The 23,415-nt window shown below is 58.7% G+C and carries 25 protein-coding genes; 7 read left to right on the top strand and 18 right to left on the bottom strand.

Annotated features, from left to right (window positions below; translation table 11 throughout):
- Positions 1-20: 20 nt before the first annotated feature.
- Genes traG through traC form a run of 3 tightly spaced genes read right to left on the bottom strand, consistent with a single transcriptional unit; the run spans position 21 to position 2,461 of the window.
- On the bottom strand, positions 21-1,958 hold the full coding sequence (traG, locus tag ACSQ8R_RS32720; RefSeq protein ID WP_046797657.1) for a Ti-type conjugative transfer system protein TraG: 1,938 nt from the start codon (positions 1,956-1,958) through the stop codon (positions 21-23).
- Complete coding sequence (gene traD / locus ACSQ8R_RS32725) at positions 1,945-2,160, bottom strand: type IV conjugative transfer system coupling protein TraD (protein ID WP_046797658.1); 216 nt, start codon at positions 2,158-2,160, stop codon at positions 1,945-1,947. Before traD ends, traG begins: the two co-directional genes overlap by 14 nt.
- Positions 2,161-2,164: 4 nt before the next feature.
- The gene (gene traC, locus ACSQ8R_RS32730) at positions 2,165-2,461 is read right to left on the bottom strand and encodes a conjugal transfer protein TraC (RefSeq protein WP_046797659.1); all 297 of its coding nucleotides are present in this window, start codon (positions 2,459-2,461) and stop codon (positions 2,165-2,167) included.
- Between the two features lie 249 nt (positions 2,462-2,710).
- On the opposite strand from traC, the gene traA reads away from it, so the two are divergent.
- From traA to ACSQ8R_RS32750, 4 genes are read left to right on the top strand one after another with little or no spacing between them, the layout of a single operon-like run.
- Positions 2,711-6,034, top strand: a complete 3,324-nt coding sequence (gene traA, locus ACSQ8R_RS32735) for a Ti-type conjugative transfer relaxase TraA (RefSeq protein ID WP_046797660.1) — start codon at positions 2,711-2,713, stop codon at positions 6,032-6,034.
- Positions 6,031-6,597, top strand: a complete 567-nt coding sequence (traF, locus tag ACSQ8R_RS32740; protein ID WP_082179058.1) for a conjugative transfer signal peptidase TraF — start codon at positions 6,031-6,033, stop codon at positions 6,595-6,597. The genes traA and traF overlap by 4 nt, the downstream gene beginning before the upstream one ends.
- Complete coding sequence (locus tag ACSQ8R_RS32745; RefSeq protein ID WP_046797661.1) at positions 6,587-7,753, top strand: conjugal transfer protein TraB; 1,167 nt, start codon at positions 6,587-6,589, stop codon at positions 7,751-7,753. The genes traF and ACSQ8R_RS32745 overlap by 11 nt, the downstream gene beginning before the upstream one ends.
- A gap of 17 nt (positions 7,754-7,770) precedes the next feature.
- Entirely contained in the window at positions 7,771-8,382 is a 612-nt protein-coding gene (locus tag ACSQ8R_RS32750; RefSeq protein WP_046797662.1) for a TraH family protein, read from the top strand.
- 32 nt (positions 8,383-8,414) lie between these two features.
- Here the strand turns inward: ACSQ8R_RS32750 and ACSQ8R_RS32755 are convergent, their stop codons facing one another.
- From ACSQ8R_RS32755 to ACSQ8R_RS32765, 3 genes are all read right to left on the bottom strand, one after another.
- The gene (locus tag ACSQ8R_RS32755) at positions 8,415-9,035 is read right to left on the bottom strand and encodes an RES family NAD+ phosphorylase (protein WP_046797663.1); all 621 of its coding nucleotides are present in this window, start codon (positions 9,033-9,035) and stop codon (positions 8,415-8,417) included.
- Entirely contained in the window at positions 9,036-9,791 is a 756-nt protein-coding gene (locus tag ACSQ8R_RS32760; protein ID WP_035227102.1) for a hypothetical protein, read from the bottom strand.
- A 133-nt stretch (positions 9,792-9,924) separates the two neighbouring features.
- Positions 9,925-10,176 carry a type II toxin-antitoxin system VapB family antitoxin gene (locus ACSQ8R_RS32765; RefSeq protein WP_035227100.1) on the bottom strand — a complete coding sequence of 84 codons (252 nt, stop codon included), beginning with the start codon at positions 10,174-10,176 and terminating at the stop codon, positions 9,925-9,927.
- 303 nt (positions 10,177-10,479) lie between these two features.
- Between ACSQ8R_RS32765 and traR the strand changes: the two genes are divergently transcribed.
- Positions 10,480-11,184 carry an autoinducer-binding transcriptional regulator TraR gene (gene traR, locus ACSQ8R_RS32770; protein WP_046797664.1) on the top strand — a complete coding sequence of 235 codons (705 nt, stop codon included), beginning with the start codon at positions 10,480-10,482 and terminating at the stop codon, positions 11,182-11,184.
- A gap of 15 nt (positions 11,185-11,199) precedes the next feature.
- On the opposite strand, the gene ACSQ8R_RS32775 is transcribed toward traR, so the two are convergent.
- Positions 11,200-11,499 carry a transcriptional repressor TraM gene (locus ACSQ8R_RS32775; protein WP_024897939.1) on the bottom strand — a complete coding sequence of 100 codons (300 nt, stop codon included), beginning with the start codon at positions 11,497-11,499 and terminating at the stop codon, positions 11,200-11,202.
- Between the two features lie 550 nt (positions 11,500-12,049).
- On the opposite strand from ACSQ8R_RS32775, the gene ACSQ8R_RS32780 reads away from it, so the two are divergent.
- Both ACSQ8R_RS32780 and ACSQ8R_RS32785 read left to right on the top strand, forming a co-directional pair.
- Complete coding sequence (locus ACSQ8R_RS32780) at positions 12,050-12,772, top strand: helix-turn-helix transcriptional regulator (RefSeq protein ID WP_024897940.1); 723 nt, start codon at positions 12,050-12,052, stop codon at positions 12,770-12,772.
- A gap of 118 nt (positions 12,773-12,890) precedes the next feature.
- Positions 12,891-13,553: an acyl-homoserine-lactone synthase gene (locus tag ACSQ8R_RS32785; RefSeq protein ID WP_046797665.1), complete on the top strand. Its 663-nt coding sequence runs from the start codon at positions 12,891-12,893 to the stop codon at positions 13,551-13,553.
- A 40-nt stretch (positions 13,554-13,593) separates the two neighbouring features.
- On the opposite strand, the gene trbI is transcribed toward ACSQ8R_RS32785, so the two are convergent.
- From trbI to trbB, 11 genes are read right to left on the bottom strand one after another with little or no spacing between them, the layout of a single operon-like run.
- Entirely contained in the window at positions 13,594-14,889 is a 1,296-nt protein-coding gene (gene trbI, locus ACSQ8R_RS32790; protein WP_046797666.1) for an IncP-type conjugal transfer protein TrbI, read from the bottom strand.
- A gap of 12 nt (positions 14,890-14,901) precedes the next feature.
- Positions 14,902-15,345, bottom strand: a complete 444-nt coding sequence (gene trbH, locus ACSQ8R_RS32795; protein ID WP_046797667.1) for a conjugal transfer protein TrbH — start codon at positions 15,343-15,345, stop codon at positions 14,902-14,904.
- Positions 15,346-15,348: 3 nt separating this feature from the next.
- On the bottom strand, positions 15,349-16,179 hold the full coding sequence (trbG, locus tag ACSQ8R_RS32800) for a P-type conjugative transfer protein TrbG (protein WP_046797668.1): 831 nt from the start codon (positions 16,177-16,179) through the stop codon (positions 15,349-15,351).
- Positions 16,180-16,194: 15 nt separating this feature from the next.
- Positions 16,195-16,857 (bottom strand): conjugal transfer protein TrbF, encoded by a 663-nt coding sequence (locus ACSQ8R_RS32805; protein ID WP_046797669.1) that lies wholly within the window; start codon positions 16,855-16,857, stop codon positions 16,195-16,197.
- A gap of 21 nt (positions 16,858-16,878) precedes the next feature.
- Positions 16,879-18,036, bottom strand: coding sequence for a P-type conjugative transfer protein TrbL (gene trbL / locus ACSQ8R_RS32810; RefSeq protein WP_245282237.1), 1,158 nt, complete (start codon positions 18,034-18,036; stop codon positions 16,879-16,881).
- 17 nt (positions 18,037-18,053) lie between these two features.
- On the bottom strand, positions 18,054-18,236 hold the full coding sequence (gene trbK / locus ACSQ8R_RS32815) for an entry exclusion protein TrbK (protein ID WP_046797671.1): 183 nt from the start codon (positions 18,234-18,236) through the stop codon (positions 18,054-18,056).
- Positions 18,233-19,036 (bottom strand): P-type conjugative transfer protein TrbJ, encoded by an 804-nt coding sequence (trbJ, locus tag ACSQ8R_RS32820; protein ID WP_082179059.1) that lies wholly within the window; start codon positions 19,034-19,036, stop codon positions 18,233-18,235. The genes trbK and trbJ overlap by 4 nt, the downstream gene beginning before the upstream one ends.
- Entirely contained in the window at positions 19,029-21,464 is a 2,436-nt protein-coding gene (locus ACSQ8R_RS32825; RefSeq protein ID WP_046797687.1) for a conjugal transfer protein TrbE, read from the bottom strand. The genes trbJ and ACSQ8R_RS32825 overlap by 8 nt, the downstream gene beginning before the upstream one ends.
- A 10-nt stretch (positions 21,465-21,474) precedes the next feature.
- On the bottom strand, positions 21,475-21,774 hold the full coding sequence (locus tag ACSQ8R_RS32830; protein ID WP_015647762.1) for a conjugal transfer protein TrbD: 300 nt from the start codon (positions 21,772-21,774) through the stop codon (positions 21,475-21,477).
- Positions 21,767-22,159 (bottom strand): TrbC/VirB2 family protein, encoded by a 393-nt coding sequence (locus ACSQ8R_RS32835; RefSeq protein ID WP_046797672.1) that lies wholly within the window; start codon positions 22,157-22,159, stop codon positions 21,767-21,769. The genes ACSQ8R_RS32830 and ACSQ8R_RS32835 overlap by 8 nt, the downstream gene beginning before the upstream one ends.
- Entirely contained in the window at positions 22,149-23,114 is a 966-nt protein-coding gene (gene trbB, locus ACSQ8R_RS32840) for a P-type conjugative transfer ATPase TrbB (protein ID WP_046797673.1), read from the bottom strand. The genes ACSQ8R_RS32835 and trbB overlap by 11 nt, the downstream gene beginning before the upstream one ends.
- Positions 23,115-23,415 lie beyond the last annotated feature (301 nt).

The following is a 23,415-nucleotide window of genomic DNA, read 5'->3' on the forward strand; positions in this document are numbered from 1 at the left end:
CTCCGGATCTGGGTTCTCCCTCAGACCCTGATTTCCAATGGTCCACGTTTTCCCTGGAAGCGGTTATCGCCAACGCAGGACTTCATGTCGGCTCGCCGGAACCACATCGCGCGACCGCATCGAAGCGGCGCATTTCCCCCGGTGAACACAATCTGCTCATCGGCACGCATGCGCAGGACTTCGTGCGGCTGGATCAATGGTCGGCTGGCAAGTTGCTTTGATCGGGTTCGTGACGAACCCCTCGCCTGAAAACTCCGGCTGACCTGATCGATCTCGACTGTCGTTGTTCCACAACGCCGGGAGATATAGTCCGCGGTCTCCGGATCGTTGATCGCTGAGAAACTGATCCAGCTCGCGCTTTCGAACCACTTGCTGGTGGCGTCGAGTCCGCCATAGGTTTCGCGCATCTGACCGATCGACTGATAGATCATCAGAAGCGTGATCCCGTACTTGCGGCCGGCATCGCGTGCCGTCTCAAGGATCCTCATGAAACCCAGGCGAGCGACCTCGTCGAGAAGGAACAGAGCGCGTCCCGGCATCGCCCCGTCACGATTATAGAGGGCGTTCAGGAATGAGCCGATGATCACCCTTGCCAGACCACCATGGGTCTCCAGCGTTTTAAGATCCAGGGCGACGAACACGTCGGTCTTTCCCGATGCGATGTCATCGGTCGAAAAGGTCGAACCGGACACGAGACCGGCATAGTTCGGATAGCTCAGCCAATGGGTTTCTTTGATCGCATTGGCATAGACGCCGGAGAAGGTTTCGGGCGTCATGTTCACGAACGCTGCCACGTTCTCCTTTACGAAATCGGACTCGGAGTTGTCGTAGATTTCCTGCAGCCGCGCCCGCAGCTTCGGCTCCGGTTCCGAGAGGTTCATGCGCACTGTCCGCAGCGTTTGATCCTTTTTTTCCGTATGACCCGAGAGGCAGACATCGGCGATGATCGCCGTCAGCAGCTGCAAGCCGGATGCCCGAAAGAAATCGTCCCGTACGCCGCTGGCGCGGCCGCTCTCGCTCATGATCCACGAGGCGACCGCGGCGATATCCTCTTCTTTCGTCCCGCCATGCTGACCGATCCAGTCGAGGGCATTGAACCCGATATCCGGATCCTTCGGGTCAAGCACGATCACATCACGGCCGGCTTCGCTCCGGTGCGCCTTGACCATCGGCGCCACCTCATTGGATGGATCAAGTACGATTAACGTGCCGCCCCATTTCAGCGCCGTGGGAATCGTGACCGACGTTGTCTTGAAACCGCCGGAGCCGGCGAACACGATGCCATGTGACGATCCGAACGAACCGTCGAAGCAGAGCAGCGGTGACTTTCCCCCGGCGCCCCATGTCTCAGGCATATCGGTCCGAAACGAGAGTGCCGCCGTGCTGTCGCGATCGACACGATATCGCTCGCCGATGACGATGCCGCCGTCCTCTGCGAACAGCTTCCCTGCCTCCGGCAGTTTCATCCATTCCGCCTCGCCATGCAGCGCGCGTTTACCCCGGATACGTTTCGGCTCGGAACGCGAGAACGCGGCGTTGCCGATCACCGCAACGCGAAGCGCGAACATGCCCGAGAACAGAGCTGCCGCAGCTCCTGTCATCGTTGCCGGATCGATATAGGACAGGATCGACCTGGCCGCAGGCACCTGTCCGGCAAATTGCGAAAGCCGTATTCCTTCCCGAACGATGGCGAGGGCAATAACGGTGCCCGATCCGGCAGCTACGCCACACCCTGCGGTCTTGATGTTGACCGATCCCTGGGCACTGAGGAGAAAGATCAGCCCGATCGCAGCACTCGCCACATAGGGCAACGCTAGGCCGATTCGGCCGAGCGTCAATTTCGCCTCCGCCGTTTTTCCGAACGTCGCGAGCCACTGTTCGATCCCCGGCAACATCAGTGCGATGGCGATCATCGCCAGCGGCGGAACAACGGCGAGCAGGATCTTATTCGCTGTCATTGCCGAATGCCTCCGCGCCGATTGCGGTCAGACGGGATCGCTCCGCCTCATCGCCCTTGATTTTCTTTTGCGCTTCGATCAGCACACCCAACAGAAGCGCGCGTTTCTCATAGCGCAACCCGGCTTTGACGATCAGGCCGCCCAACTCGATCTTCTCGCGAGCGTCCTTCTTTCTGGCCTCTGCTGTGGTCAGCCGCTGCATCCGCTCAAGCCTCGCCAGCCTGGCTCGTAGCCGCGCCAGCGCTGAGCGACGTGGCCGACGATGTTCCGGTCGCTCCAGCGGCACCCTTTTCTTTTCCGTTCGATCCGGCTTTCGTTCCGCGAAACCGCTTTGCAACGTCCTCGAAAGCTGCCTGAAGGTCGGCGTCGTCGACTTCGATCTCTCCAAGTCCGGCCTTCAGCGCAATGCGGCCGATGCGTTCGGCGTCACGCGTTTCTGCCTGCTTCAGCTGTTCCTGCAAGCGGGCAAGTTCTTCGCGGATTTTCGACGTTGGCTTCTTCATCGGGATGCAATCTCCAGTGATATCCGTGGAATGATGGCAGAGAGTCCCCGATTTTTCCCCGGCAGGACAGGTACAAATTTGTACCTCGCCAAAGCGTCAGCATTTGGCGAATGATCCCGCCGCTCGACAAGAGCGGATCCAAGGGCGCAATTATACGTCGCTGACGCGACGTTCTGCTTTTGCCCCCTGGCGGGGCAACCTCTTGCGATCAACCAGTTGATTTCGTTCGCAAGAAGGAGCGATCCGCCCGTGGCCGTCCCGCATTTCTCAGTCAACATCGTCGCCCGTGGCTCTGGGCGCAGCGCCGTGCTGTCTGCGGCCTACCGGCACTGCGCCAGGATGGAGTATGAGCGGGAAGCACGCACAATCGACTACACCAGGAAGCAGGGTCTTCTGCACGAGGAGTTCGTGATCCCTGCCGATGCGCCAAACTGGCTGCGCGCCATGATCGCCGATCGATCGGTCTCGGGAGCCTCAGAAGCGTTCTGGAACAAGGTCGAGGTGTTCGAGAAGCGGGTCGACGCCCAGCTTGCCAAGGACGTCACCATCGCGCTGCCGATCGAGCTATCCTCCGAGCAGAACATCGCGATGATGCGAGACTTCGTTGCCGAGCATATCACGTCGAAGGGTATGGTCGCGGACTGGGTCTATCACGATGCACCCGGCAACCCGCATGTCCACCTGATGACGACATTGCGGCCTCTGAGCGGGGACGGGTTCGGTGCTAAGAAGGTTGCTGTTCTTGGACCAGACGGCCAGCCCATTCGCAATGACACTGGCAAAATCATCTATGAACTCTGGGCGGGTGGCACCGAGGGCTTCAATTCCTTTCGTGATGGATGGTTTGCTGTGCAGAACCGGCATCTGGTGCTTGCCGGGCTGGATATCCGCATCGATGGCCGATCCTTCGAAAAGCAGGGCATCGACCTGACACCGACCATTCATATCGGGGTCGGTGCCACCGCCATCGAGCGAAAATCGCAAACAGAAAACGGGCTGGCGACAGCCGGGTTACGGAAGCTCGAGCGGATCGAATTGCAGGAGGAGCGGCGCGCGGAGAATGTCCGGCGCATCCAGCGCAATCCCGGTATCGTGCTCGATCTCATCACTCGGGAGAAGAGCGTCTTCGACAACCAGGACGTGGCGAAGGTCCTCCATCGCTATGTCGACGATGCGGCTCTCTTCCAAAGCCTGATGGCGCGGATCATGCAGCATCTGGAAGTGCTGCGTCTCGACCGCGAGCGGATAGACTTTACCTCCGGTGTCAGGACGCCTGCCCGCTACACGACACGCGAGATGATCCGCCTTGAGGCTGAGATGGCAAACCGGTCCATATGGCTGTCCGGGCGCAGTTCCCATGGCGTCCGCGAGCCAGTGCTTAGGTCGACGTTTGACCGGCACACACGGCTGTCGGATGAGCAGAAAGCGGCGATCGAGCATGTCGAGGGGCCGGCACGCATTGCAGCCGTGATCGGGCGCGCCGGCGCCGGCAAGACAACAATGATGAAGGCGGCGCGCGAGGCTTGGGAAGCGGCCGGTTATCGTGTCGTTGGTGCCGCTCTGGCGGGTAAGGCGGCCGAAGGATTGGAAAAGGAAGCGGGTATTCTTTCCCGCACATTGTCGTCCTGGGAACTGCGCTGGGCCCAAGGTCGCGACCATCTCGATGACAAGACCGTTATGGTCCTCGACGAAGCCGGCATGGTCTCCTCCAAACAAATGGCGCAGCTTGTTGAAGAGGCAACGGTGCGCGGGGCAAAGCTCGTTCTCGTCGGTGATCCCGAACAGTTGCAGCCGATTGAGGCCGGTGCTGCGTTTCGGGCAATCACCGATCGTATCGGCTACGCCGAACTCGAAACCATCTATCGCCAGCGCGAGCAATGGATGCGCGACGCGTCGCTCGATCTCGCCCGCGGCAACATCGCCAAGGCTGTCGAGTCCTACAGCGCAAACGGTCGGATGATGGGATCGACCTTGAAGTCACAAGCTGTCGAAAACCTTATTTCCGATTGGAACCGCGAGTACGATCCGGCCCATTCCTCGCTGATCCTCGCACACCTTCGCCGCGACGTGCGGATGCTCAATACCCTGGCGCGCGCCAAGCTGGTCGAGCGCGGCCTTGTCGATGACGGTTACGCCTTCAAGACGGAAGACGGTATCCGTCATTTTGCCGCTGGCGACCAGATCGTCTTCCTCAAAAATGAAAGCTCGCTTGGCGTCAAGAACGGCATGCTGGCCAAGGTCGTGGAAGCCGCCCCGGGGCGTATCGTTGCCGAGATTGGCGAGGGCGAGCGCCGGCGGACGATCAGCGTAGAGCAGCGGTTCTACAACAACGTCGATCATGGTTACGCGACGACGATCCATAAGAGCCAGGGCGCGACCGTCGACAGGGTCAAAGTTCTGGCCTCGCTGTCCCTCGACCGGCACCTGACCTATGTGGCGATGACCCGTCATCGCGAGGATCTCGGCGTCTATTATGGCTCGCGGTCCTTCGCCAAGGGGGGTGGCCTTGCCGAGCTTCTATCGCGCAAGAACTCCAAGGAAACGACGCTCGATTACGAGAAGGGCGCCTTCTATCGCGCGGCCCTTCGCTTCGCCGACGCGCGGGGTCTGCATCTGGTCAATGTAGCGCGCACCCTCGTTCGCGACCGCCTCGACTGGACCGTTCGCCAGAAACAGAAGCTCGTCAATCTCACCGCCCGCCTGGCGACGATCGGCGCACAGCTCGGTCTCAAGCGCCCGAATCCCCATGTGACCCCGAAACCCTTCATGGAGGCAAAGCCAATGGTATTAGGCATCACGACGTTCCCGAAATCGATCGACCAGGCCGTTGAGGATCGTCTGACTGCCGATCCCGGTTTGAAGAAGCAATGGCAGGAGGTCACGACACGCTTTACCCAGGTCTTCGCCGAGCCGGAGACCGCGTTCAAGGCGGTCAATGTCGATGCCATGCTGAAAGATCCGGCAAGAGCGCAGACAACGCTTGCAAAGATCGCAGCTGAGCCGGAAAAGTTTGGAGCGCTCAAGGGCAAGACCGGCATCTTCGCCGGAGCGAACGAGAAGGCGGCGCGCGACACCGCACTTGTCAACGCGCCTGCCTTGGCGCGAAACCTCGAGCGATATGTGACGGCGCGGGCCGAGGCAGAGCGCAAGCATGAAGCGCAAGAGCGGGCGATCCGTCTCAAGGTCTCCGTCGACATCCCTGCCCTCTCTCCATCGGCCAGGCAGACGCTGGAGAGGATCCGCGATGCGATCGATCGCAACGATCTTCCTGCCGGCCTCGAATATACGCTGGCCGACAGAAACGTGAAAGCCGAGCTCGAAGGCTTCGCCAAGGCTGTGTCTGAGCGCTTCGGAGAACGCAGCCTGCTCCCGCTGTCGGCGAAAGATGCAAACGGCGAGACCTTCCACAAACTGACGGCCGGGATGAACCCCTCGCAGAAAAGCGAAGTTCAGTCGGCCTGGAACAGCATGCGCACTGTGCAGCAGCTCGCCGCGCACGAGCGCACCACGCTGGCATTGAAGCAGGCTGAAAAAGCGCGGCAAACCCAGACCAAGGGGCTCTCCCTCAAATGATTATGATGATGCGTGAAGGTTGGACGATGCCTCGTCAACGACGCCGCGCCTGCGTCACGATATCTGTGGCCGCCGGCATGTTTGGCGTCCTCTTTGCTGCCGGTTGGAGTGGTGGTCTGCGCATCAACACGACGCCGAGTGAGCCGCTCGGCCTGTGGCGCATCGTTCCGCTCACCCGCTCCGTCTTGCCCGGCGAAACAGTTTTCGTCTGCCCGCCTGACAATCCCGCTATGCGCGAGGCGCGACAGCGCGGATATCTCCGGCGGGGACTTTGCCCCGGTGGTTTCGGACCGTTGATAAAGACTGTCATCGCGGTGGCGCGACAGCGCGTGGACGTCAGCGATCACATCGCAGTTGATGGCGTGCCAATCCGCGGATCCCGCATCGCAGAGAAGGATGCACAGGGGCGATCTCTTCGGCACGATCAAAGCAGGATGGTGCGGCCCGGAGAGGTGTATTTGCATTCCGGCTTTATCGGCTCATGGGACTCCCGGTATTTCGGGCCGGTGCCTCAGTCCGGCGTACTCGGTCTAGCACAAGAGGTGTTGACCTATGCGCCGTGAGGTCATGATAATTGCCGTTCTCGTTTCGCTTGCCGTGGTGGTCGGGGCGGTTGGCTGGAGCGGGCAGGTGTCCCTGCTCCCTGCGGCAACCCTCTTCCCGCTTCTGTGGGCCCTTTCATCAACGCGGATCGCAGCGGCCGTCGTCGCGGCCGGCTATTTCCTGGCGGCGTCGCGAGGATTGCCGTCGGGCGTCGCACAGTTCTTTGCTGCGGATCTCTGGGTCGGCCTCAGCTTCTGGGTCGCGGCGGCATCCTCTTTCGTTGCTGTCCATGCGGTATTCTGGACAGCACGGTCGGGCTTGGTAAAAGCGGTGCGATATCTCCTCATCTTGGCTCTCACCGGTCTGCCTCCGCTCGGGATCACAGGCTGGGCGCATCCGTTGACGGCGGCGGGAATTCTGTTTCCGGGATGGGGATGGTGGGGGCTGCTCGCTTTGACAGCCGTCCTGATCGGTCTCGTAACCCGGATCGGGCCGGCTATCGCCATTGCTCTGTCAGGTCTATGGCTTTGGTCCGCCGCATCGGGGACAAATCAGATTCTACCGGTGGGGTGGCGTGGTGTCGACCTTGAAATGGGTGCGAGCCTTGGCCGCGACAGCTCACTACAACGTCAACGCAACCTGATCGCACTCGTTCAGGAGGTTGCGGGATCTGGCGCAGCCGTGGTGGTTCTGCCTGAAAGCGCGCTGGGCTTCTGGACGCCAACCCTTGAACGTCTCTGGCGGGAAGGATTGCAAGGGGTCAGTGTGACGGTAGTTGCCGGTGCGGCTGTGATTAATGCGAATGGCTACGACAATGTGATGGTGGCTATTGATGGGGGTGGCGGACGTGTCCTCTATCGCGAGCGCATGCCTGTGCCGGTTTCGATGTGGCGTCCATGGGAGCGATGGATAGGAGAGACTGGCGGCGCCCGCGCCAGTCTCTTCGCCAATCCCGTCGTCGAGGTCGCGGGCCGAAAGATCGCGCCTCTTATCTGCTACGAGCAGCTCGTACTGTGGCCCATTCTCCAGTCGATGCTACACCGACCCGACGCGATCGTTTTGATCGGCAATGGCTGGTGGACGACGGGTGGCAACATCGTCGCCATCCAGCGCGCGAGCGCCAAAGCCTGGTCCGCCCTGTTTGGCGTCCCCCTTGAGATTTCCTTCAATACCTGAACTTTGGAGCCTTCGTCATGGATGCTGCCTTTATCGCGGAATGCGCCGATCCCTCCCTGAAACCCGCCATCGTCGAGCAGTTCGTAGCCGCTGTCGGTCCTGGCGATCCGCTGGCCGTCACGGTGAAAGCCGGTGGACGGCTCATCCTCGTACCAAAACCGAAGACGCCCGACGAGGCTATGGAGATCATACGCCAGTATGTCGGGCAAGCCGTCGTGCGTGTGGGCCTTACACAGTTCCCGGCGGGTGTCGGCGTGAAGGACGCGTCCGAGCTGAAACCAGATCTGATTGAGCCTTGCGAAAATCTTCGCATGGGGACGAGGATGTTTTCCAAGATCATGCGCATCGTTGCTAAATGGTATGGCAACCCAACGAGCAAAGAGGTGCTTCCACAGATCTTCGAAGATGCCGTTTACGCTTGGAACACTGGCCAGTTCGAGGGGCAAAGCGTGTTTCAGGCGGAGGATCCAGGTGGAACGATCGTCGATCGGAAGGAAGTTTCTCCGGATGCCGCAGACAAACCTGCTGATGCCACCGCCTCCCAGAGCGAAGTGGAGCCCTCAAACGAAGGAGAGGTTGGGACTGCGGGAATTCGGGTCGATTTGTCCCGGATCGGTGGGCAGAAGTAGTGCTGTATCCGACTTCGACGACAGGTAAAATATCAGGGATCAGGTTCGACAATTGCGACATTGAGGTCGTTGAGTATATCAGCCAGACCCGGCGCGCGGATCAGCTTCGTCGTGCGGACCGCCTTCAGTTTTCCAATAGCTCGATCGAACACTGCAAGGTTGGTGTGGCCGTTGAGCCGAGACGGGTAGATGATGCCGTCCACCTGGCTGTCGTGTTCATTGAAGGCGACCGCCCACTTCCGTGCGAGGGATTGCTTTGAGCCCTTCGCGACATCCGTCGGCACACCCATCTTGATCGGCCCGTCGTCTCGAAGATCGACCATCATCAGCGGATTGATGACCTCGATCTCTGCGAAATTGCGGTCGTACAATTCGGATTCAGCTATCGGCAGGTCGCCGAGGACCCCATCGCGTTGATCGCGCAAGACGGCTTCGAGAAAGCACACCTTCACCGTATCGCCCAAATAGAGCACCCCGAACCGGTTAGCGAATTTGCGCCGGCGTGGATCGCTGAAACGGCTCGGCGTTTTACCGAAGCCCAGTGGATCAGGGTAGGTGCCCAGATAGATGCGACCGAACCGAAGTCCGGCTGCGACCGTATGCAGGTGAAGGCTTGCATTTGCAAAGCCGGGAGGCGGCAGAGTACGTGCCATTCAGCGGAAATCTCGACCAATGCTCTCGACGACCTCGAGCGCTTGCTCGGTCCGTCCCCGCTCCAATGCCTCGCGACCTGTCAGTCCGTCCAGCTCTCCGTGGGGCTGGACCAGGAACCGGTAAACCGCCCAGGCTCCGCCCAGTCGCTCGTGGAGCGTTGCAAGCGCTGCAAACGGCTTGCCATCGGCATCGATCTGCCAATCCGGGAAGCGAAAGCCGCGTTTCGCGCCATCCAGCCCCAATACCAGTCCGGTCTGGCGCTTTGAATTCACCGTTACCCTTGTCGTGCCAAGCAACTTGGCGAATTCGTCGGCATTCAGCATGTCAGTGCCGCTGAGCACCTCAGCAGCCTTTATGCGTCCCCGCGCCCGTGCGGCCACCAACGCCTGCTCCAATTCCGGATCCAGCGCATCGTTTTCCTCTACGACAGGCACCGTTGTCATTTCCACCGCCTCAACGGGAGTGACAACCATCTCACCTTCGGAATCGACATCGACACGGAAGCTGACCGGGTGGCCAGCAGAACGGCTTTTTGCGATCGCCTGACCGTATTCCTGGAGGAGCGCCTTGACGCGATTTGGATTGCCGGTCAGGGCTTTTGATGCATTGTCAGGGATCTTGATCTTGAAGGCGGCTCTCCCCTTCGCCAGCGGGGCGGCGCCTGTGGTCAGGAAAAAAGCCATGGATTCAGCGCCCGGTTTTTCGCGCCCGCTTGCACCGTCACGTATGCTGGTTTTGGACTTCAGAGATGCCATCACTCACCCTCCGTTCGGAGAGCTATATATGGCAAGGTTGGTTAAGTTCGTCAAGTTGGTAAAGCCGTAGTGCTCCTGATCCTCTGTGTCCTGATTGCGGCTACGTGGACGACTGCGGAGTGATCGACGGCAATCATGGTTGATGCAGGTCGTCGAGGATTTCTTTCGGGGACGATGTATCAAGCAGCGGTAGGGCAGAAACCTTTTCTCCGATCGCTGTCATCTGTTCGACGGTCATGCGATGTCTCACAGGCAGGTCGCCGAAAACCCCGAGGGCCTGAGCTTCACGTTCGAGGGCAGCGCGTATGATATCGTCCGGTCTGCGCCCGACACGGGCCGCAATTTCGCGGGCAAGCTGTTCGGTGTCGTGGGTAAGCTGCAACATGGGTTCGCTCTAAATGGGTCCTTCCATGTAAAGCATTTCGCGAAACAATGACAGATTTCTGCTCAGGCCATGAAACCTAGATCGCTTGGCCAATTGTGAGCTGACACGTTTTCCGCGAGTAAGCAAAATCCGTGGTTTGCAATTCCGAGAAAACGATTTAGAAAACCATTCCGTGATGGTCAACTTATGCGATTGAATATGCTTCATTCTTTACCAGGTCACTGTTCGCGCGCGTCGCGGTCCCTTTGACTGCCGACGCATTTCGTCACCGCGCAACGGGTGCGATTTACAGGGAGAGTATGGATGACAAACTGGGTCGAGAAACTGCTGGATATCACTGTGATCGGAAACGATCAGTCCATGGTGAAGGGTGCACTGGCCAATCTTGCTGATCGGTTCGATTTTGTGGGCTATGCCTTCGTCAACATTCGTCCGGGGCAGACCTATGCGGTCTCCAACTACGATATCGACTGGCAGAGAATCTATGACACGCTGGACTACCGGTTCATCGATCCGGTCATGCGGCAGGCCCAGCTGATAAGGCGCGCTTTCGCCTGGTCCGGCGAAGCCGACAAGAGCTCGCTGTCAAAAGAGCAGAAAAACTTCTTTTCGAAAGCCGCTGATTTCAACATTCGCTCGGGCGTTTCCATCCCGGTCGCCACTGCCAACGGTGCGATGTCCATGCTGACATTTGCATCGGCGAAGTCTTCTCTTGCCAGTGATATGGAGATTGATGCCATTATGGCTGCATCAGCGGTCGCTCAACTTCATGCCCGTCTTGAGCACTTGCGGGTCACGCCCTCCATCGAGGAAAAGATCGTCCTGACGCCGAAGCAGGTGAACTACATTCGCTGGCTGTCGCTTGGCAAAACCGTCGAGGTGATCGCTGAACTGGAGCAGGCAAAGTATGCTGGCGTCCGCTCTGCGATTGACGATGTCAGAACGCGCTACAATCTGGCCAATCATGCGCAGTTGGTGGCTTTGGCTATCCGACGCGGCCTGATTTAGGCTGATGTGGCGTTGTCAGGCCTTGGGCGTATAGCCTAGAATGTGCAGCAGGGTGGTCAGCACCGACATTTGCGCGTGCATCCTGATGGTTGCCTCGAGATAGGCAATATGGGTATCGCCAACAAGCTCCTTACCGGCTTTAACGTCAGCCGGCAGTTCATTGAACAGATTTTCTGCCCGCTCCAACAGTTCGCGATGTTCGCGGATTGCATCGATCGTGAGACGTTCGACGAGCGGTGACGGAAGCCCATGCAAGAGGCCTACCAGCGGCTTCAGATCGACTGCCTCTCCATTCAATCGGTCGTCGGCGTCCATGTTCAACTCCCAAAACAGGAATGCGCGGTGCGCCCCCGCATAGTTCCTGACCCCTGGCGATCGGGGAGTTAGTAACCGAGCATGCGTCGGCCCATGGACCTTTAGTTCCGAGGAACCTGGACATACGTCCACGGCTCCCCGACCATAGGTCGAGGAATTCGGCGCCCTAACGGCGGACGCCAAACCGGCATGCGTCGGGTTACTAAGCCCGGAGGCAGCGCGTACTACCTCACCAGCGCTTATAGCGACCTAACCCAGTCCGTGCCACCGCAGATTTGCTGACGTGCGAGGTCGGCTCGCGGCCAGCGATTGAAGAAGGAGACTGCGTCGTTGTCGCTTTGGTGTCCAAAATGAAACGCGGGGATCGTTCAGTAGTCGAACTATATCAACCTCCGCGTCGCTACGCCTCTCCACGTCGAGAGGTTGCGTTTGAACCATGAAAGCAATCAGGCTACAGCACAATCCGTTGAAGTTCCGCATCACTGCCGAACTCGTTTGGCTGATCATTCGATCTCTGCGGTGGATTGTCAGTCCGCAGTGCTGGAAACTTATATTGACAGGATCTCTCGCCGATTTTTCCGACGTCAAGGAGCGCCTTGCAAAGACGGGCTCGGTGACCGAAGCGCTCCATTTGATACAATCCGCTTACCGCGTCGACTTCATAACCTACCATCTCGCTTCGACGGTGGTTGGTGATTTTGACGCCCCGTTCGTGCGGACAACCTACCCGGATGCGTGGGTATCCACCTATCTGTTGAAGGGCTATGTCACCATCGATCCTGTCGCGCGCGAGGGCTTTCTGCGCCAGGTGCCATTCGATTGGCGAGAACTCGAAGTCGCGCCCGAGATGCTGATGTTTCTGGAAGACGCAATACGCCATGGGATCGGCCGCTTTGGTTTTTCCATCCCGATATCGGATAAAGCAGGTCGACGGGCCATCCTCTCTTTGAATTCGAACGCCTCCGCCGAAGACTGGGAGGATCTGGTCGATGCTCATCGGAGTGAATGGGTCGATCTCGCGGATCTCGTCCACCAGATGGCAGTGTTCGAGCTACATGGCGCGAGCGATCCGATCCCGGTCTTGAGTCCGCGGGAACGTGAGTGCCTCTACTGGAGCGCGCTCGGCAAGGATTACAAGGATATCGCGCTTATTCTCGGCCTTTCCCATCACACGACCCGCAGCTACATCAAATCGGCCAGGACGAAACTTGGTTGCGCCACCATCTCGGCGGCGGCCACTCTTGCCCTTAAGCTACGTGTGATCGCGATATGAGCCGATCGCCCGGATACCTCTGAGCAATACCCGCATATGGGCTTGAGCATATGCGGGAATATCTGGCTTCCCCGTGAGGCGGCATCTTCCAGCCAAGATCAACAGCTGGAGATAAACCTTGTTCATTCTGGTTCAGGCGCATCAGTACACCCGTTATAAGCCTCTCATGGATCAGGCATTTCGCCTTCGCAAACGCGTCTTTCACGATCAACTCGGTTGGGCCGTGACAATCGACGATGATTGCGAGCATGACGAGTACGATGCTCTACGGCCGGCTTACCTGATGTGGTGCAATGATCGCGCGGATCGCCTTTATGGAACGCTGCGGCTGATGCCCACCACCGGCCCGACGCTTCTTTACGACGTCTTTCGCGACACGTTTGCGGGTGCCAGCCTGATCGCACCCGGTATCTATGAGGGGACACGAATGTGCCTCGATGAGGAAACACTCTCCGAGGACTTTCCGAGCCTGGAAACGGGCAAGGCTTTCGGCATGCTGTTGCTGGCATTGTGCGAATGCGGATTGTCGCACGGTATCGAGACGCTGGTCTCGAACTACGAGCCGCAGCTGGCGCGCGTCTATCGTCGGGCGGGGCTCGCGGTTGAAGAGGTTGGCCGCGCAGACGGCTATGGTCGCTCTCCGGTTTGCTGCGGTGTTTTCGAAGTTTCAGAGGAAGTTCGCACGCGCATGCAGCAGGCGCTTGGTGTCGCGACACCCCTTTATGCAGGATATCGGCCGCGCAAAATTGCGGACAGCGAGACCGTGCGCGTATCGGCCTGATCCAGGAGTTGTCCAAAGGGCGGTTGCGACAACGTGTGCCTCAACCGCCATAATTGCCGGGAAAGACAATATCTTGGTCTACGAGAACGTTGAACTTGTAGCCCGGCCGGATTTGGATGGTGGGCTGAACATTCAAGTTCTTGGAAATCGTCTGCTCCGCGACGCGGCCGAAGGTCTCGGCAAAGTTTCTACGCGCCGCGTCTGAAGCCGTATCCTGTGTGGCGAGGGTCGAACTCTCCGGAACCGCCATATCGATGCCGGTACCTATAAGTGCAACAAGCGCCGCCGACCCAAAGGTTCGAAAATAGTGATTGTTGACCTTGTCCGAGAAGCCGCCATAGCCCTGCGAGTCCGTTCCAGCCATGCCGCCGATCTGCAGTGTCGAGCCGTTCGGGAAGATGACATCCGTCCAGACCACCAGAACGCGGCTTTGGCCAAACGAGACCTTGCTGTCATAGCGTCCGAGTAACTTGGTACCCTGCGGAATGAGAAGAAAATGTCCTGTGGCGCTGTCGTAGATGTGCTGGCTCACCTGCGCTGTAATCCGGCCCGGCAAATCGGACATGATGCCGGTAATCATGGTCGCGGGGATGACGGAGCCGCGCTTCAGTTCATAGCGTGACTGCTGAGGTACAACCTGGTTCGGCAGGTAGCCGAGATCCTTGATGTCGGCGTTGAAGAAATCTTCTTTCGCAATCTGCCCATTTGGATCAACATTCTGCCCCACCAAACCTGATTTCATGGCCGCGGCATAGAGATCGGAGGCACCGTTATTGGTGGCCGGCTGCCGGTCTGTTGTTCTGGTGTTGTTGGAGATATTTCCCAGCTCCGAGATTTTGACCTTCAGCGGCGAGTCAAACGCAGTGGCACGGGCCTGAAGGCTGGCCATCCGCTGTCGTTGCTGTTCACGAAGGACTTGCTCGCGCTGCTCGCGTCGAAGTCGGGCCAACCATTCTTCTTCCGAATCCATTTGCGGTCGGCGCTCTTCCCGTGCCTGCTGCTTTATCTGCTCCTCTTCAATCGGCTTGGCATCTACAATTGTTTGGGTTGCGGGTGTGGGCTGGAATACAGGCTGCTCTTCACGATCCCCGATGATGCCGTCTTTCACCCCGCGCTTCATCTGATCAGCGAAGGTCGAGGCCGGGACGTTCGAGCCTGCTTCATCCGGAATTCTGTCGCCGAACCCCAGTCCCCGGGATGATATGCCGTAGACAAGGACACAGGCGACGACGACTGCGATACCGATGCCAAAGAACACCGGCAGGCGATTAAGCCGTTTCATGCCCTTTTCCTGCGAGGCGCTGCTCGGATTGCCGAGCTGGAGCGACTGGACCATATCTGTCTCTCCTCAGTTTCGCTTCATCAATGAAAGCGGGCTTGCCGGCGTGGCGCCACCTGATGACACCGAATAGGCTCGCCCAAGCTCGAGTGTCTCGCTGGAAAGTCTTGCCAGCACCTGTCCGTCAACGTCGATCAACGAATATGCCAGCTCGATCGGCTTGGCGGTGTCTTTCAATGAGCGCGCCTTGTCATCCGTCACGACAGTGAAACCCCACCCCTTCAACGCGGCCTCGAGCGCGGTCGCGAAATCCGATGTGTCGTTGTGAAGCCTGATCGGCGTGGCGGTTGACCCTGCCTGCTCGGCGTAACGTCCAGCCATGTCGCCGGCGATAGCGCTTGCCACGGGGCCTGTTACAGTCGAAGGCGCGGCGCTCGTCGTGATCGCGTCTGTTCCGGTCTGGCAACCAGAGAGAAGAACGCCAGCAACAAATAGAAGAAGGCAAAGGCGCATCGATCAGCCTCCCCGCCGGATGGTGATTTTCTGCTGACGCCAGCCGACGCCCGAAACAAGGACAGCCTTGTCGATGTTGTAATCGACAATCATCATGTCGTTTTTCATCCGGTAGTTTACGATCCGGTTTTGCCCGCCAGAGACCACGAAGAGGACCGGCGCATCCTGACCGGAGAGCGTTCGCGGAAACTGTATGTAGGTCTTCTGCCCATCCGAATAGACGCGCTTCGGCTTCCAGGGCGCGCTGCCGCTCAGCGAATAGGCGAAGGCAAGTTGCTCTGGCGGTACGCCGCCGTCGGAATTGGTCATCGTCTGAATTCGAGCGTTGATGTCGGACAATCTCGTCGCGGCCTCTTCCGGATACTCGAAACCAACGCGGGCCATGTACTGGCTTGGATGCGATTTGAGCTGAATGTGATACGTGCGCCTCGACGTCGTCACGACCATCGATGTGACCAGCCCGGCCTCAGACGGTTTGACGATCAGGTGAATTGCCTGTCCGCCCGCAGCACCGGATGTGGCCGGCTCGACCTTCCAGCGTACCGTGTCGCCGACAAGAACGTCGCGGACAATCTCCCCACCCTGAAGCTCGATGTCGCAGACCTGTAAAGGTGAGCAGACGACAGAAGGCTGCGTCTCACCGAACAGGAAGATGACTTTTCCGTCGGCGCCCGTTGTAACCAGTCCCCGCTGCCCACGCCATTTGTTGGAGAGGGTGGTTCCTTTCGCCTCATTCGTCGTCAGGCTCTGGGCAAAGCCCGATGTCGTCGCCATGGACCAAAATGCAAGCGCCGTCATGCAGCATAGCGCTGTCCTGTTTATCCTTGTATTCATTGAAGTCCCCTGCCCTTACAGTTGCGCGGTCCAGTCGAAGTCCTTGACATAGAGGCCGATGGGATTGAGACGGATCGTCGCCTCGTCCTGGGGTGGGGTGATCGCCACCGTGGCTATGCCGCGAAATCGGCGTGTCGCGATTTCCTTGCCCTTGCGATCACGCTCATATTCGGTCCAGTCGATCTGATAGGTCTGGTTCGACAGCGCGACGATGTTGTTCACCTCGATGGCGACGGTCGCATTCACGGCCCTCTCGAACGGCGAGTTGCCCCGGAACCAGGCATTGATCTTCTGGGTCGATGGATCGCTTGTCCTGAGAAGCGCATATGTCCGGTCGATGTATTGCTTCTGGACGACGGCGTCGGGCGTAATGGAGCGGAAGCTCGTGACAAAGCCTCCGAGCGTGGCACGGATGACGCGTGCATCGGCATATTCGATCTGCTGCGGAAACCCGGCGGAGACGGTGTTTCCGAGCTTGTCGACCTCGACGATGTACGGCACGAGTTTGACTTGCGTGCTGAGATACAGCGAATAGCCAAAACCGATCACCGCCATACCCAGGCTTAAGATTCCGACCGTCCGCCATGCCGAAGCCGCCTTGACGTAAGAGCCGTATCGTTCCGACCATTCCTGCCTCGCGGCAAGGTACGGGTTCTCCGGGGCGCGTTGCGCTGCCATATTGTTATCCCTGTCTTGAAATTACGGTTTGTCTTGTCGTTCCGGCGGTTGACCGGGCGAGGCTCCCTTGCCACGAGCCTGGTCGAGCTTCGCGTTCGCCAGGCCAAGGATGGAGCCGGCATAGGCACCGGGCGACCCGATCGCCTTCTCCTTGGCTGCGGATCCTGCGGCCTGCCCGGCCGAGCCAAGGCCTGCACCCACTCCGCGAATAGCCGCTCCTCCAAAGGATGATCCGGCAGCCCGCGCTGCTTGCCCTGCAGCAAATCCTGCTCCAGCCGCACCTGCGGCCAGGAAGGCTCCGCCGGTCGCGAACGACGCCGCCTGCCCACCGTGCTGAATGGCTTCCATCCCGCCGGAAACAGACGCCCCCTGAACGACGCCCTGCATAATGTTTGGAACATACATCGCGATGATAAACACAACGACCGAGATGCCGGCGATCGCAAGTGTCGTGATGAACTGGTCGGTCTCGGCGGTAGGGGCCTGAGCAAGTCCCAAGAGGACATTGGAGCCGATCTTTGCGATCATGACCAACGCCATGAGCTTCATGCCAACGCCGAAAGCATAAACGAGATATCGGACAGCAAAGTCCTTTGTGAACGAGGATCCACCAAGGCCGAGCATAATCATTCCCGCGAGTAGGCCGACATACATCTCGACCATCACAGCCACGAAAATCGCCGCCACCAGCGAAAAGCAGATCACAACAATACCCATGGCGAGAACGGCTGCGATCGCAAGGGCATTATCCTCGAAGACACCGAACTTAGCCTGTTCCGACATCTGCGAAGCGACACGGATACCCGCATCGAAAACCTCCGCGGGCGAAGCTGACCCACTGCCGGCCCCAATCTGATAGAGACTATCGACAACAGCTTCGGCAAACGTCGGTCCCTGGGTCAAAACAAAGGCAAAAAAGCCGATGAACATGATCCTCCGCACAAGCTCTGCGAACCAGCTGTCGAGGGATGCCGACTGAATGGCGAGCCACACCGCGGCAATCCCCACCTCTATTCCGGCGAGGATCCAGAACAGAGACCTTGCCGCATCCATGATCGTTGTTTCCCAGCCCTTGGCAGCGGAAGAAACCTGATTTTCAAGTTCCGTGAGGACTTGGCCCTGCTGTGCAAACGCTGGGCCGGCCAGCATAAGGCATGCAAGTCCTGTTGCGAAAAGCATCAACTCGATCCGTGCCCTCACCATCTTGGACGCATTTCCTGGCCCTTTTCGATCGGGGGTAGGTCCTTTTTCACACCGAAAAACTTCTCACCCATTTTGGATGCTGACCGCTCGTCGGATTTCATGATGAACACCGTTGCTGCGGATACGGATGCAACTGCTACCAAAAGCGCGATAGCGATGATAACCGCGCGGCTCACCAGCGTGGCTCCATCTTCTGACCTTCGGGGACGCCACTGGTGTCGGCGTTGAAGAACTTTTCCCGTCGGGCCTGTGCCAGATCCTTGTCGGTTTGCTCGCTTTGCAGCCACGTCCCCATCATCGTCATCTGCTGGGATACGAGACCACGCAGCTTCTGCATTTGCGCAACCTGCTGCGCCGCAATTTCGTGGCCGACCTGGAGAGCTTTCATTTGGCCATCGGCAGATTCCGACATGTTTCTGAGGGAGCCCATCGTATCCTCCTCGCTGTCGAACTGGTCAGCCGTCAGGCTCGCAGCCTTGAGCGTGCTGGCGATGGTGTCGCGGTTGGTGTCTGACCAACGGGCATAGTTCGAGGATAGGTCCGTCCCGTTGGCGGCGGCAGTCTGAAGATCAGCATAGGATTGAAAGCGCTGCTTCAGCACATCATCTGCGCTCCCCATCGAGAAAGAGATGCTCTGTCCTTGGTCGACGATATCCCGCAGCCGGTTGAGGTCGTTTTCGACTTGGCCCCAGATGTGATCGGGCAGCTGCGCGGTATTTTGCAGCATGTTTTCGTAGATGTTCAGCTGGTTTTGGATCTGCTCGGCCAACTGGCTGATCTGTGTCAGCTGATTGTCGACTTGCAGGCCGGAGCTTTTAAGGAGGTCGACGAGCTGTGCATTGTTGGCAAGCTGTGTCCACTCGGTTGCAGCGCCCGTCGCTGAGCCGGCAAATGCTGGTGCCGAAGCGCAGACTGCAAAAGCTGCCACGACAGCCGTCGCGGATTTGCTTCTGAGCGATAGGATATGGTCAAGCATAGCGATTGATCCCTCTTTCAATGAGCCATTGGGTCGGCCAGTCTTTGCCGTAGGTTGAGAGAAGTTCCCGGATGCGGGCGAGGTCGGCTTTGCCAGAAGCGCCGACGAAGGACAGCGTGAGTGGCCCGAGCCCCATATCAAAGAGCCGTCGTCCATCAGGCGACGTCACGTAATATTCACGCTTTGGAATGGCGGTTGCGACGATTTCAATCTGGCGAGGATTGAAGCCGATACGCTCATAAAATTCTCGTGTCCCGGATTCCCGAGCCGCCCCGTTTGGTAAGCATATCTTGGTTGGGCAGGATTCCTTCAGGACATCGATGATGCCCGAACGCTCTGCGTCCGAAATTGACTGGGTGGCGAGAACGACAGCGCAGTTCGCCTTTCGCAGCACCTTCAGCCACTCGCGGATCTTGTGGCGAAAGACAGGATGGCCGAGCATCAGCCACGCCTCATCGAGAATGATGAGACTTGGTGCCCCCGTGAGCCGTTTTTCGATCCGGCGAAACAGATAGGTTAGCACGGGTACGAGATTTCGCTCGCCCATATTCATCAGTTGCTCGATCTCGAAGCACTGGAACAGACCGAGGGTTAGCGAATCCCGTTCAGCGTCGAGAAGCTGGCCCATGGGACCGTCAACAGTATAGTGGTGCAACGCGTCCTTGATCTCCCGCATCTGCACGCCGCTCACAAAATCCGACAGCGACCGGCCTGGCGCCCCCGCCATCAAGCCGATCTGCCGAGATATGGCGTTTCGGTGGTCCGGGGTGACCGTGACACCCTGCAGGGAGACGAGTGTTTCGATCCATTCGGAGGCCCAGGCGCGGTCGGTATCGGTCGAGAGGTCGGAGAGAGGGCAAAAGGCAAGCCTAGCCCCCTCCCCTGCCTCGCCGCCGATTTCGTAGTGATTGCCATCCACGGCCAGCGTCAGAGGAAGGATGGAGTTGCCTTTGTCGAAGGCGAAAACCTGCGCACCCTCATACCGGCGAAATTGCGCTGCGATGAGCGCGAGAAGCGTTGACTTGCCGGAACCGGTTGGTCCGAAAATCAGCGTATGCCCGACATCATCCACGTGAAGGTTCAGTCGGAAGGGTGACGATCCGGAAGCCACCTGCGTCAGTGGCGGCGCGTCGGGTGGATAGAATGGGCAGGGCGCAAGTAGACTGCCCGACCAGACGGAATTGAGGGGGATCAGGTCTGCGAGATTGCGGGTGTTTATCAGAGGTTCCCGGATGTTGCAGTACCAGTTGCCTGGCAAGCTCCCGAGGAATGCGTCCGTCGCATTCAACGTCTCGATCCGCGCGCCAAATCCTTCAGCCTGGATCAACCTTCGAACGGACTCGGCTTTATCGGCAAGATTCTCTCTGCTTTCGTCGAATAGAATGATCACCGGCGTGTAGTAGCCATAGGCGACCAGCTGCGAAGATGCCTCGGCGATCGCGTCTTCAGTCTCCGCGACCATGGCCATTGCGTCCTGGTCAACGGATCGGCTGTGCGTCTGGAAAAGTTGGTCGAAAAACGGCCGCACTTTTTGCTGCCATTTCTTGCGCGTGCGCTCCAACCGCTGTTTGGCTTCCTCAGCGTCCAGAAAGATGAAGCGCGACGACCAGCGATAAGTGAGCGGCAGGAGATCGAGGCTGTTGAGGATGCCTGGCCAGCTCTCGGCCGGCAAACCGTCGATCGCTATCACGCTGAGGAACCGGTTTTCGATCTTCGGGGTAAGGCCGTGCTCTAGCTCCGCGGTGGCCAGCCAATCCAAATACATTGGAATTTCAGGTAGACGGACTGGGTGGTTTTCACCGGTGATGCAGAATCTGATGAACTGGAACAGCTCATCATAACGGGCAATGCGGGTGCCACCGCGTTCCGGCACCTCACGCGTCCGCATACGCTCAATGGAGATGACGTTGCCGAGGTACTGCTCGATCTCTCGGGTGGAGCGCCTGAAACTGTCGAGCACTGTATCGGCATAGGTAGCCGTCCGGCTCTCGGTGTCCGAGTAGATGTACCGCGTGACGCCAGAGCGCCGGCGCTCAGGAGGGCGATGTGTCAGGACGAGCGCATGCCGGCTCTCGAAATGCCCGCGCTCTTGTTCGAAGTGCTTGCGCCGCTCATCATCGATCATGCGAGTGACAGCATCGGGGAAATGACTGCGTTCCGCAGAAGGATAGTCAGTCGTCGGGATGCGCACGGCCTCGACCTGGATCATCCAGCCGGAACCTAGCCGTGAAAGGATCGTATTGATTTGACGGGACAGCTCGTTGCGCTCGAAATCCGTGGCGCTCTCGGAGTCAGGGCCGGCAAAATACCATCCCGCCATGAGACTTCCGTCCTTGAGAAGAATGATCCCGTTATCGACCAGTCCGGCATAGGGCACGAGATCGGCGAATGACGGTGCGGACGGACGAAGGGAACGCAAAGCGACCATCATTGAACCTTTAGAAACGCCGCCACGGCGAAGACGTGGGCAGGTAGTGGTGCCGGTAGCGCAAATGCCGCACGTAGACGTGACGCATGAGGGGATCGGATTTTGCCATCATGCGCAGCGCGCCGACGATCACGAACCAGATGGCGATGCCAAACAGCGCTGAATACAGGGTGAGCACGACGAAGATCAGGATGATTGCCACCAGCCCTGTGACAAGCAGGAGCTCCCGGTCTGCCCCCATCAAAAGGTTCGGCCGTGAAAGAGCGCGGTGAATGCGATTGCGTTGGAGAGCGGAATGCGGCTCACCCATTGGCCCCCTCCCATCTTGCAACGGACATCGGATGGGAAACGGTCCCTGGCAAACTTGTGGCAGTGATGCCGATCGACGCGCCGGTCGCACCGAACAGTCCGACAATCGTCGTCGCCCCCAGCAGGATACCGGCGACCAGTACGATGTAGACGAGGCGTCGCGCGAAATCGTTGAGCTCGCCGCCGAAGATCAGCATTCCGCCGGCGATCGCCATGGCGGCAAGGGCAATTGCTCCTGCGACTGGCCCAGTGATGGATTCCTGGATCTGTTCAAGCGGTCCCTCCCAGGGAAGACTTCCACCGGAACTGGCAAGGGCGGGCGCTGCAAACGCTGCGCAAAATATTGCAGCGAGTAGCCCGAGGCGAAAAAAGCGATTATGCAGCATGAATGTCCTCATCAATTTGAGCGTAATGTTCGGTCTGGTACCGGCTACCGCTGAAGCCTTCGACGTTGATGACCTCTCGTACCCGTCTCCCCCTCCCCGCGCGCTCGATCGAGATAACAAGATCAACGGCCTCCCCGATCACAGCCTGCATCGGCTGCTGACTGACCTCGGCAGTCAGCTGCTCGAGACGACGCAAGGCAGACATGGCGGTATTGGAGTGGACGGTGGTGACGCCACCGGGATGGCCGGTATTCCAGGCCTTCAACAGCGTCAGTGCGGCGCCATCGCGGACTTCGCCAACGATGATGCGGTCAGGACGGAGGCGCATGGTGCTCTTCAGCAGCCGCGCCATATCGATCGTGTCACTGGTATGTAGGCACACTGCATTTTCTGCCGCACACCGGATTTCCGCAGTATCTTCAAGAATGACCATGCGGTCGTCCGGTGCTGACGCTATGATTTCGGCGATCACTGCATTGGCGAGGGTCGTTTTGCCTGAGCCCGTTCCCCCGGCGATCACGATGTTGAGGCGGTTCGCGATTGCGCTGCGGATCACAGCTGCTTGTGCTTCGGTCATCACCTTCTCAGCGACATAGTCGTCGAGGGGAATAAGCCGAGAAGCTCGTCGCCGTATTGTGAAGGTTGGCGACGCGACAACTGGAGGTAAAAGCCCCTCAAATCGATGGCCCCCGATTGGCAGTTCTCCGGAGATGATGGGACGCTCATCGTCGGCTTCTGAATGCAAGGCATGAGCGACGGAGCCAATAATGGTTTCGGCAGCTGCCGCCCCCATTTCACCGGCCGGAGCGATTCCGTGGCCCAGCCTCTCGATGAACACTTTGCCGTCCGGGTTGAGCATGATTTCCACAACACCAGGGTCGTCGAGGGCGATACAAAGGCGATCGCCTAGTGCTTCTTGAAGCTTGCGCACAAGGCGGGAATGCGACTGAAGCATTGCGACGTTCTCCTCGCTGATTGATTTGCGGGAGAAAAAAGCGGGACGGGACCAAGCTGTCCACGTACAAATTTGTACCTCGCGATTCTCTGTCGTTTCCTACACGGTGGCGCAAGTTGGAGAGACGGCCTGTCGGCGTCTTGGATATTTGAGAACAGATTGTGAGGGAAAGAGATTTTGGGCGGGAATTTATACCAGGCTAAAACTTTGGAAACGTTGAATAAAAGGCGCGAACAATTTGTTGCATCAAAGTGCGTTAAGGTTTTGTTAACCCTATTTCTCTTGCGGACAGATGGGAATC

It is taken from the genome of Neorhizobium sp. LjRoot104 (genome assembly GCF_964253725.1).
GTDB lineage: Bacteria > Pseudomonadota > Alphaproteobacteria > Rhizobiales > Rhizobiaceae > Neorhizobium.

Coding starts and splice junctions, on each gene's coding strand:
- traD (WP_046797658.1), bottom strand. CDS start 2,160: ATGCAGCGGCTGACCACAGCAGAGGCCAGAAAGAAGGACGCTCGCGAG.
- traG (WP_046797657.1), bottom strand. CDS start 1,958: ATGACAGCGAATAAGATCCTGCTCGCCGTTGTTCCGCCGCTGGCGATG.
- ACSQ8R_RS32745 (WP_046797661.1), top strand. CDS start 6,587: ATGCGCCGTGAGGTCATGATAATTGCCGTTCTCGTTTCGCTTGCCGTG.
- ACSQ8R_RS32830 (WP_015647762.1), bottom strand. CDS start 21,774: ATGGGTGAGCCGCATTCCGCTCTCCAACGCAATCGCATTCACCGCGCT.
- traF (WP_082179058.1), top strand. CDS start 6,031: ATGATTATGATGATGCGTGAAGGTTGGACGATGCCTCGTCAACGACGC.
- traC (WP_046797659.1), bottom strand. CDS start 2,461: ATGAAGAAGCCAACGTCGAAAATCCGCGAAGAACTTGCCCGCTTGCAG.
- trbL (WP_245282237.1), bottom strand. CDS start 18,036: ATGCTTTTCGCAACAGGACTTGCATGCCTTATGCTGGCCGGCCCAGCG.
- ACSQ8R_RS32755 (WP_046797663.1), bottom strand. CDS start 9,035: ATGGCACGTACTCTGCCGCCTCCCGGCTTTGCAAATGCAAGCCTTCAC.
- ACSQ8R_RS32805 (WP_046797669.1), bottom strand. CDS start 16,857: ATGGCAGCGCAACGCGCCCCGGAGAACCCGTACCTTGCCGCGAGGCAG.
- ACSQ8R_RS32760 (WP_035227102.1), bottom strand. CDS start 9,791: ATGGCATCTCTGAAGTCCAAAACCAGCATACGTGACGGTGCAAGCGGG.
- trbG (WP_046797668.1), bottom strand. CDS start 16,179: ATGAATACAAGGATAAACAGGACAGCGCTATGCTGCATGACGGCGCTT.
- ACSQ8R_RS32765 (WP_035227100.1), bottom strand. CDS start 10,176: ATGTTGCAGCTTACCCACGACACCGAACAGCTTGCCCGCGAAATTGCG.
- ACSQ8R_RS32835 (WP_046797672.1), bottom strand. CDS start 22,159: ATGCTGCATAATCGCTTTTTTCGCCTCGGGCTACTCGCTGCAATATTT.
- ACSQ8R_RS32825 (WP_046797687.1), bottom strand. CDS start 21,464: ATGGTCGCTTTGCGTTCCCTTCGTCCGTCCGCACCGTCATTCGCCGAT.
- trbI (WP_046797666.1), bottom strand. CDS start 14,889: ATGGTCCAGTCGCTCCAGCTCGGCAATCCGAGCAGCGCCTCGCAGGAA.
- trbH (WP_046797667.1), bottom strand. CDS start 15,345: ATGCGCCTTTGCCTTCTTCTATTTGTTGCTGGCGTTCTTCTCTCTGGT.
- trbB (WP_046797673.1), bottom strand. CDS start 23,114: ATGCTTCAGTCGCATTCCCGCCTTGTGCGCAAGCTTCAAGAAGCACTA.
- traR (WP_046797664.1), top strand. CDS start 10,480: ATGACAAACTGGGTCGAGAAACTGCTGGATATCACTGTGATCGGAAAC.
- ACSQ8R_RS32775 (WP_024897939.1), bottom strand. CDS start 11,499: ATGGACGCCGACGACCGATTGAATGGAGAGGCAGTCGATCTGAAGCCG.
- trbJ (WP_082179059.1), bottom strand. CDS start 19,036: ATGCTTGACCATATCCTATCGCTCAGAAGCAAATCCGCGACGGCTGTC.
- ACSQ8R_RS32750 (WP_046797662.1), top strand. CDS start 7,771: ATGGATGCTGCCTTTATCGCGGAATGCGCCGATCCCTCCCTGAAACCC.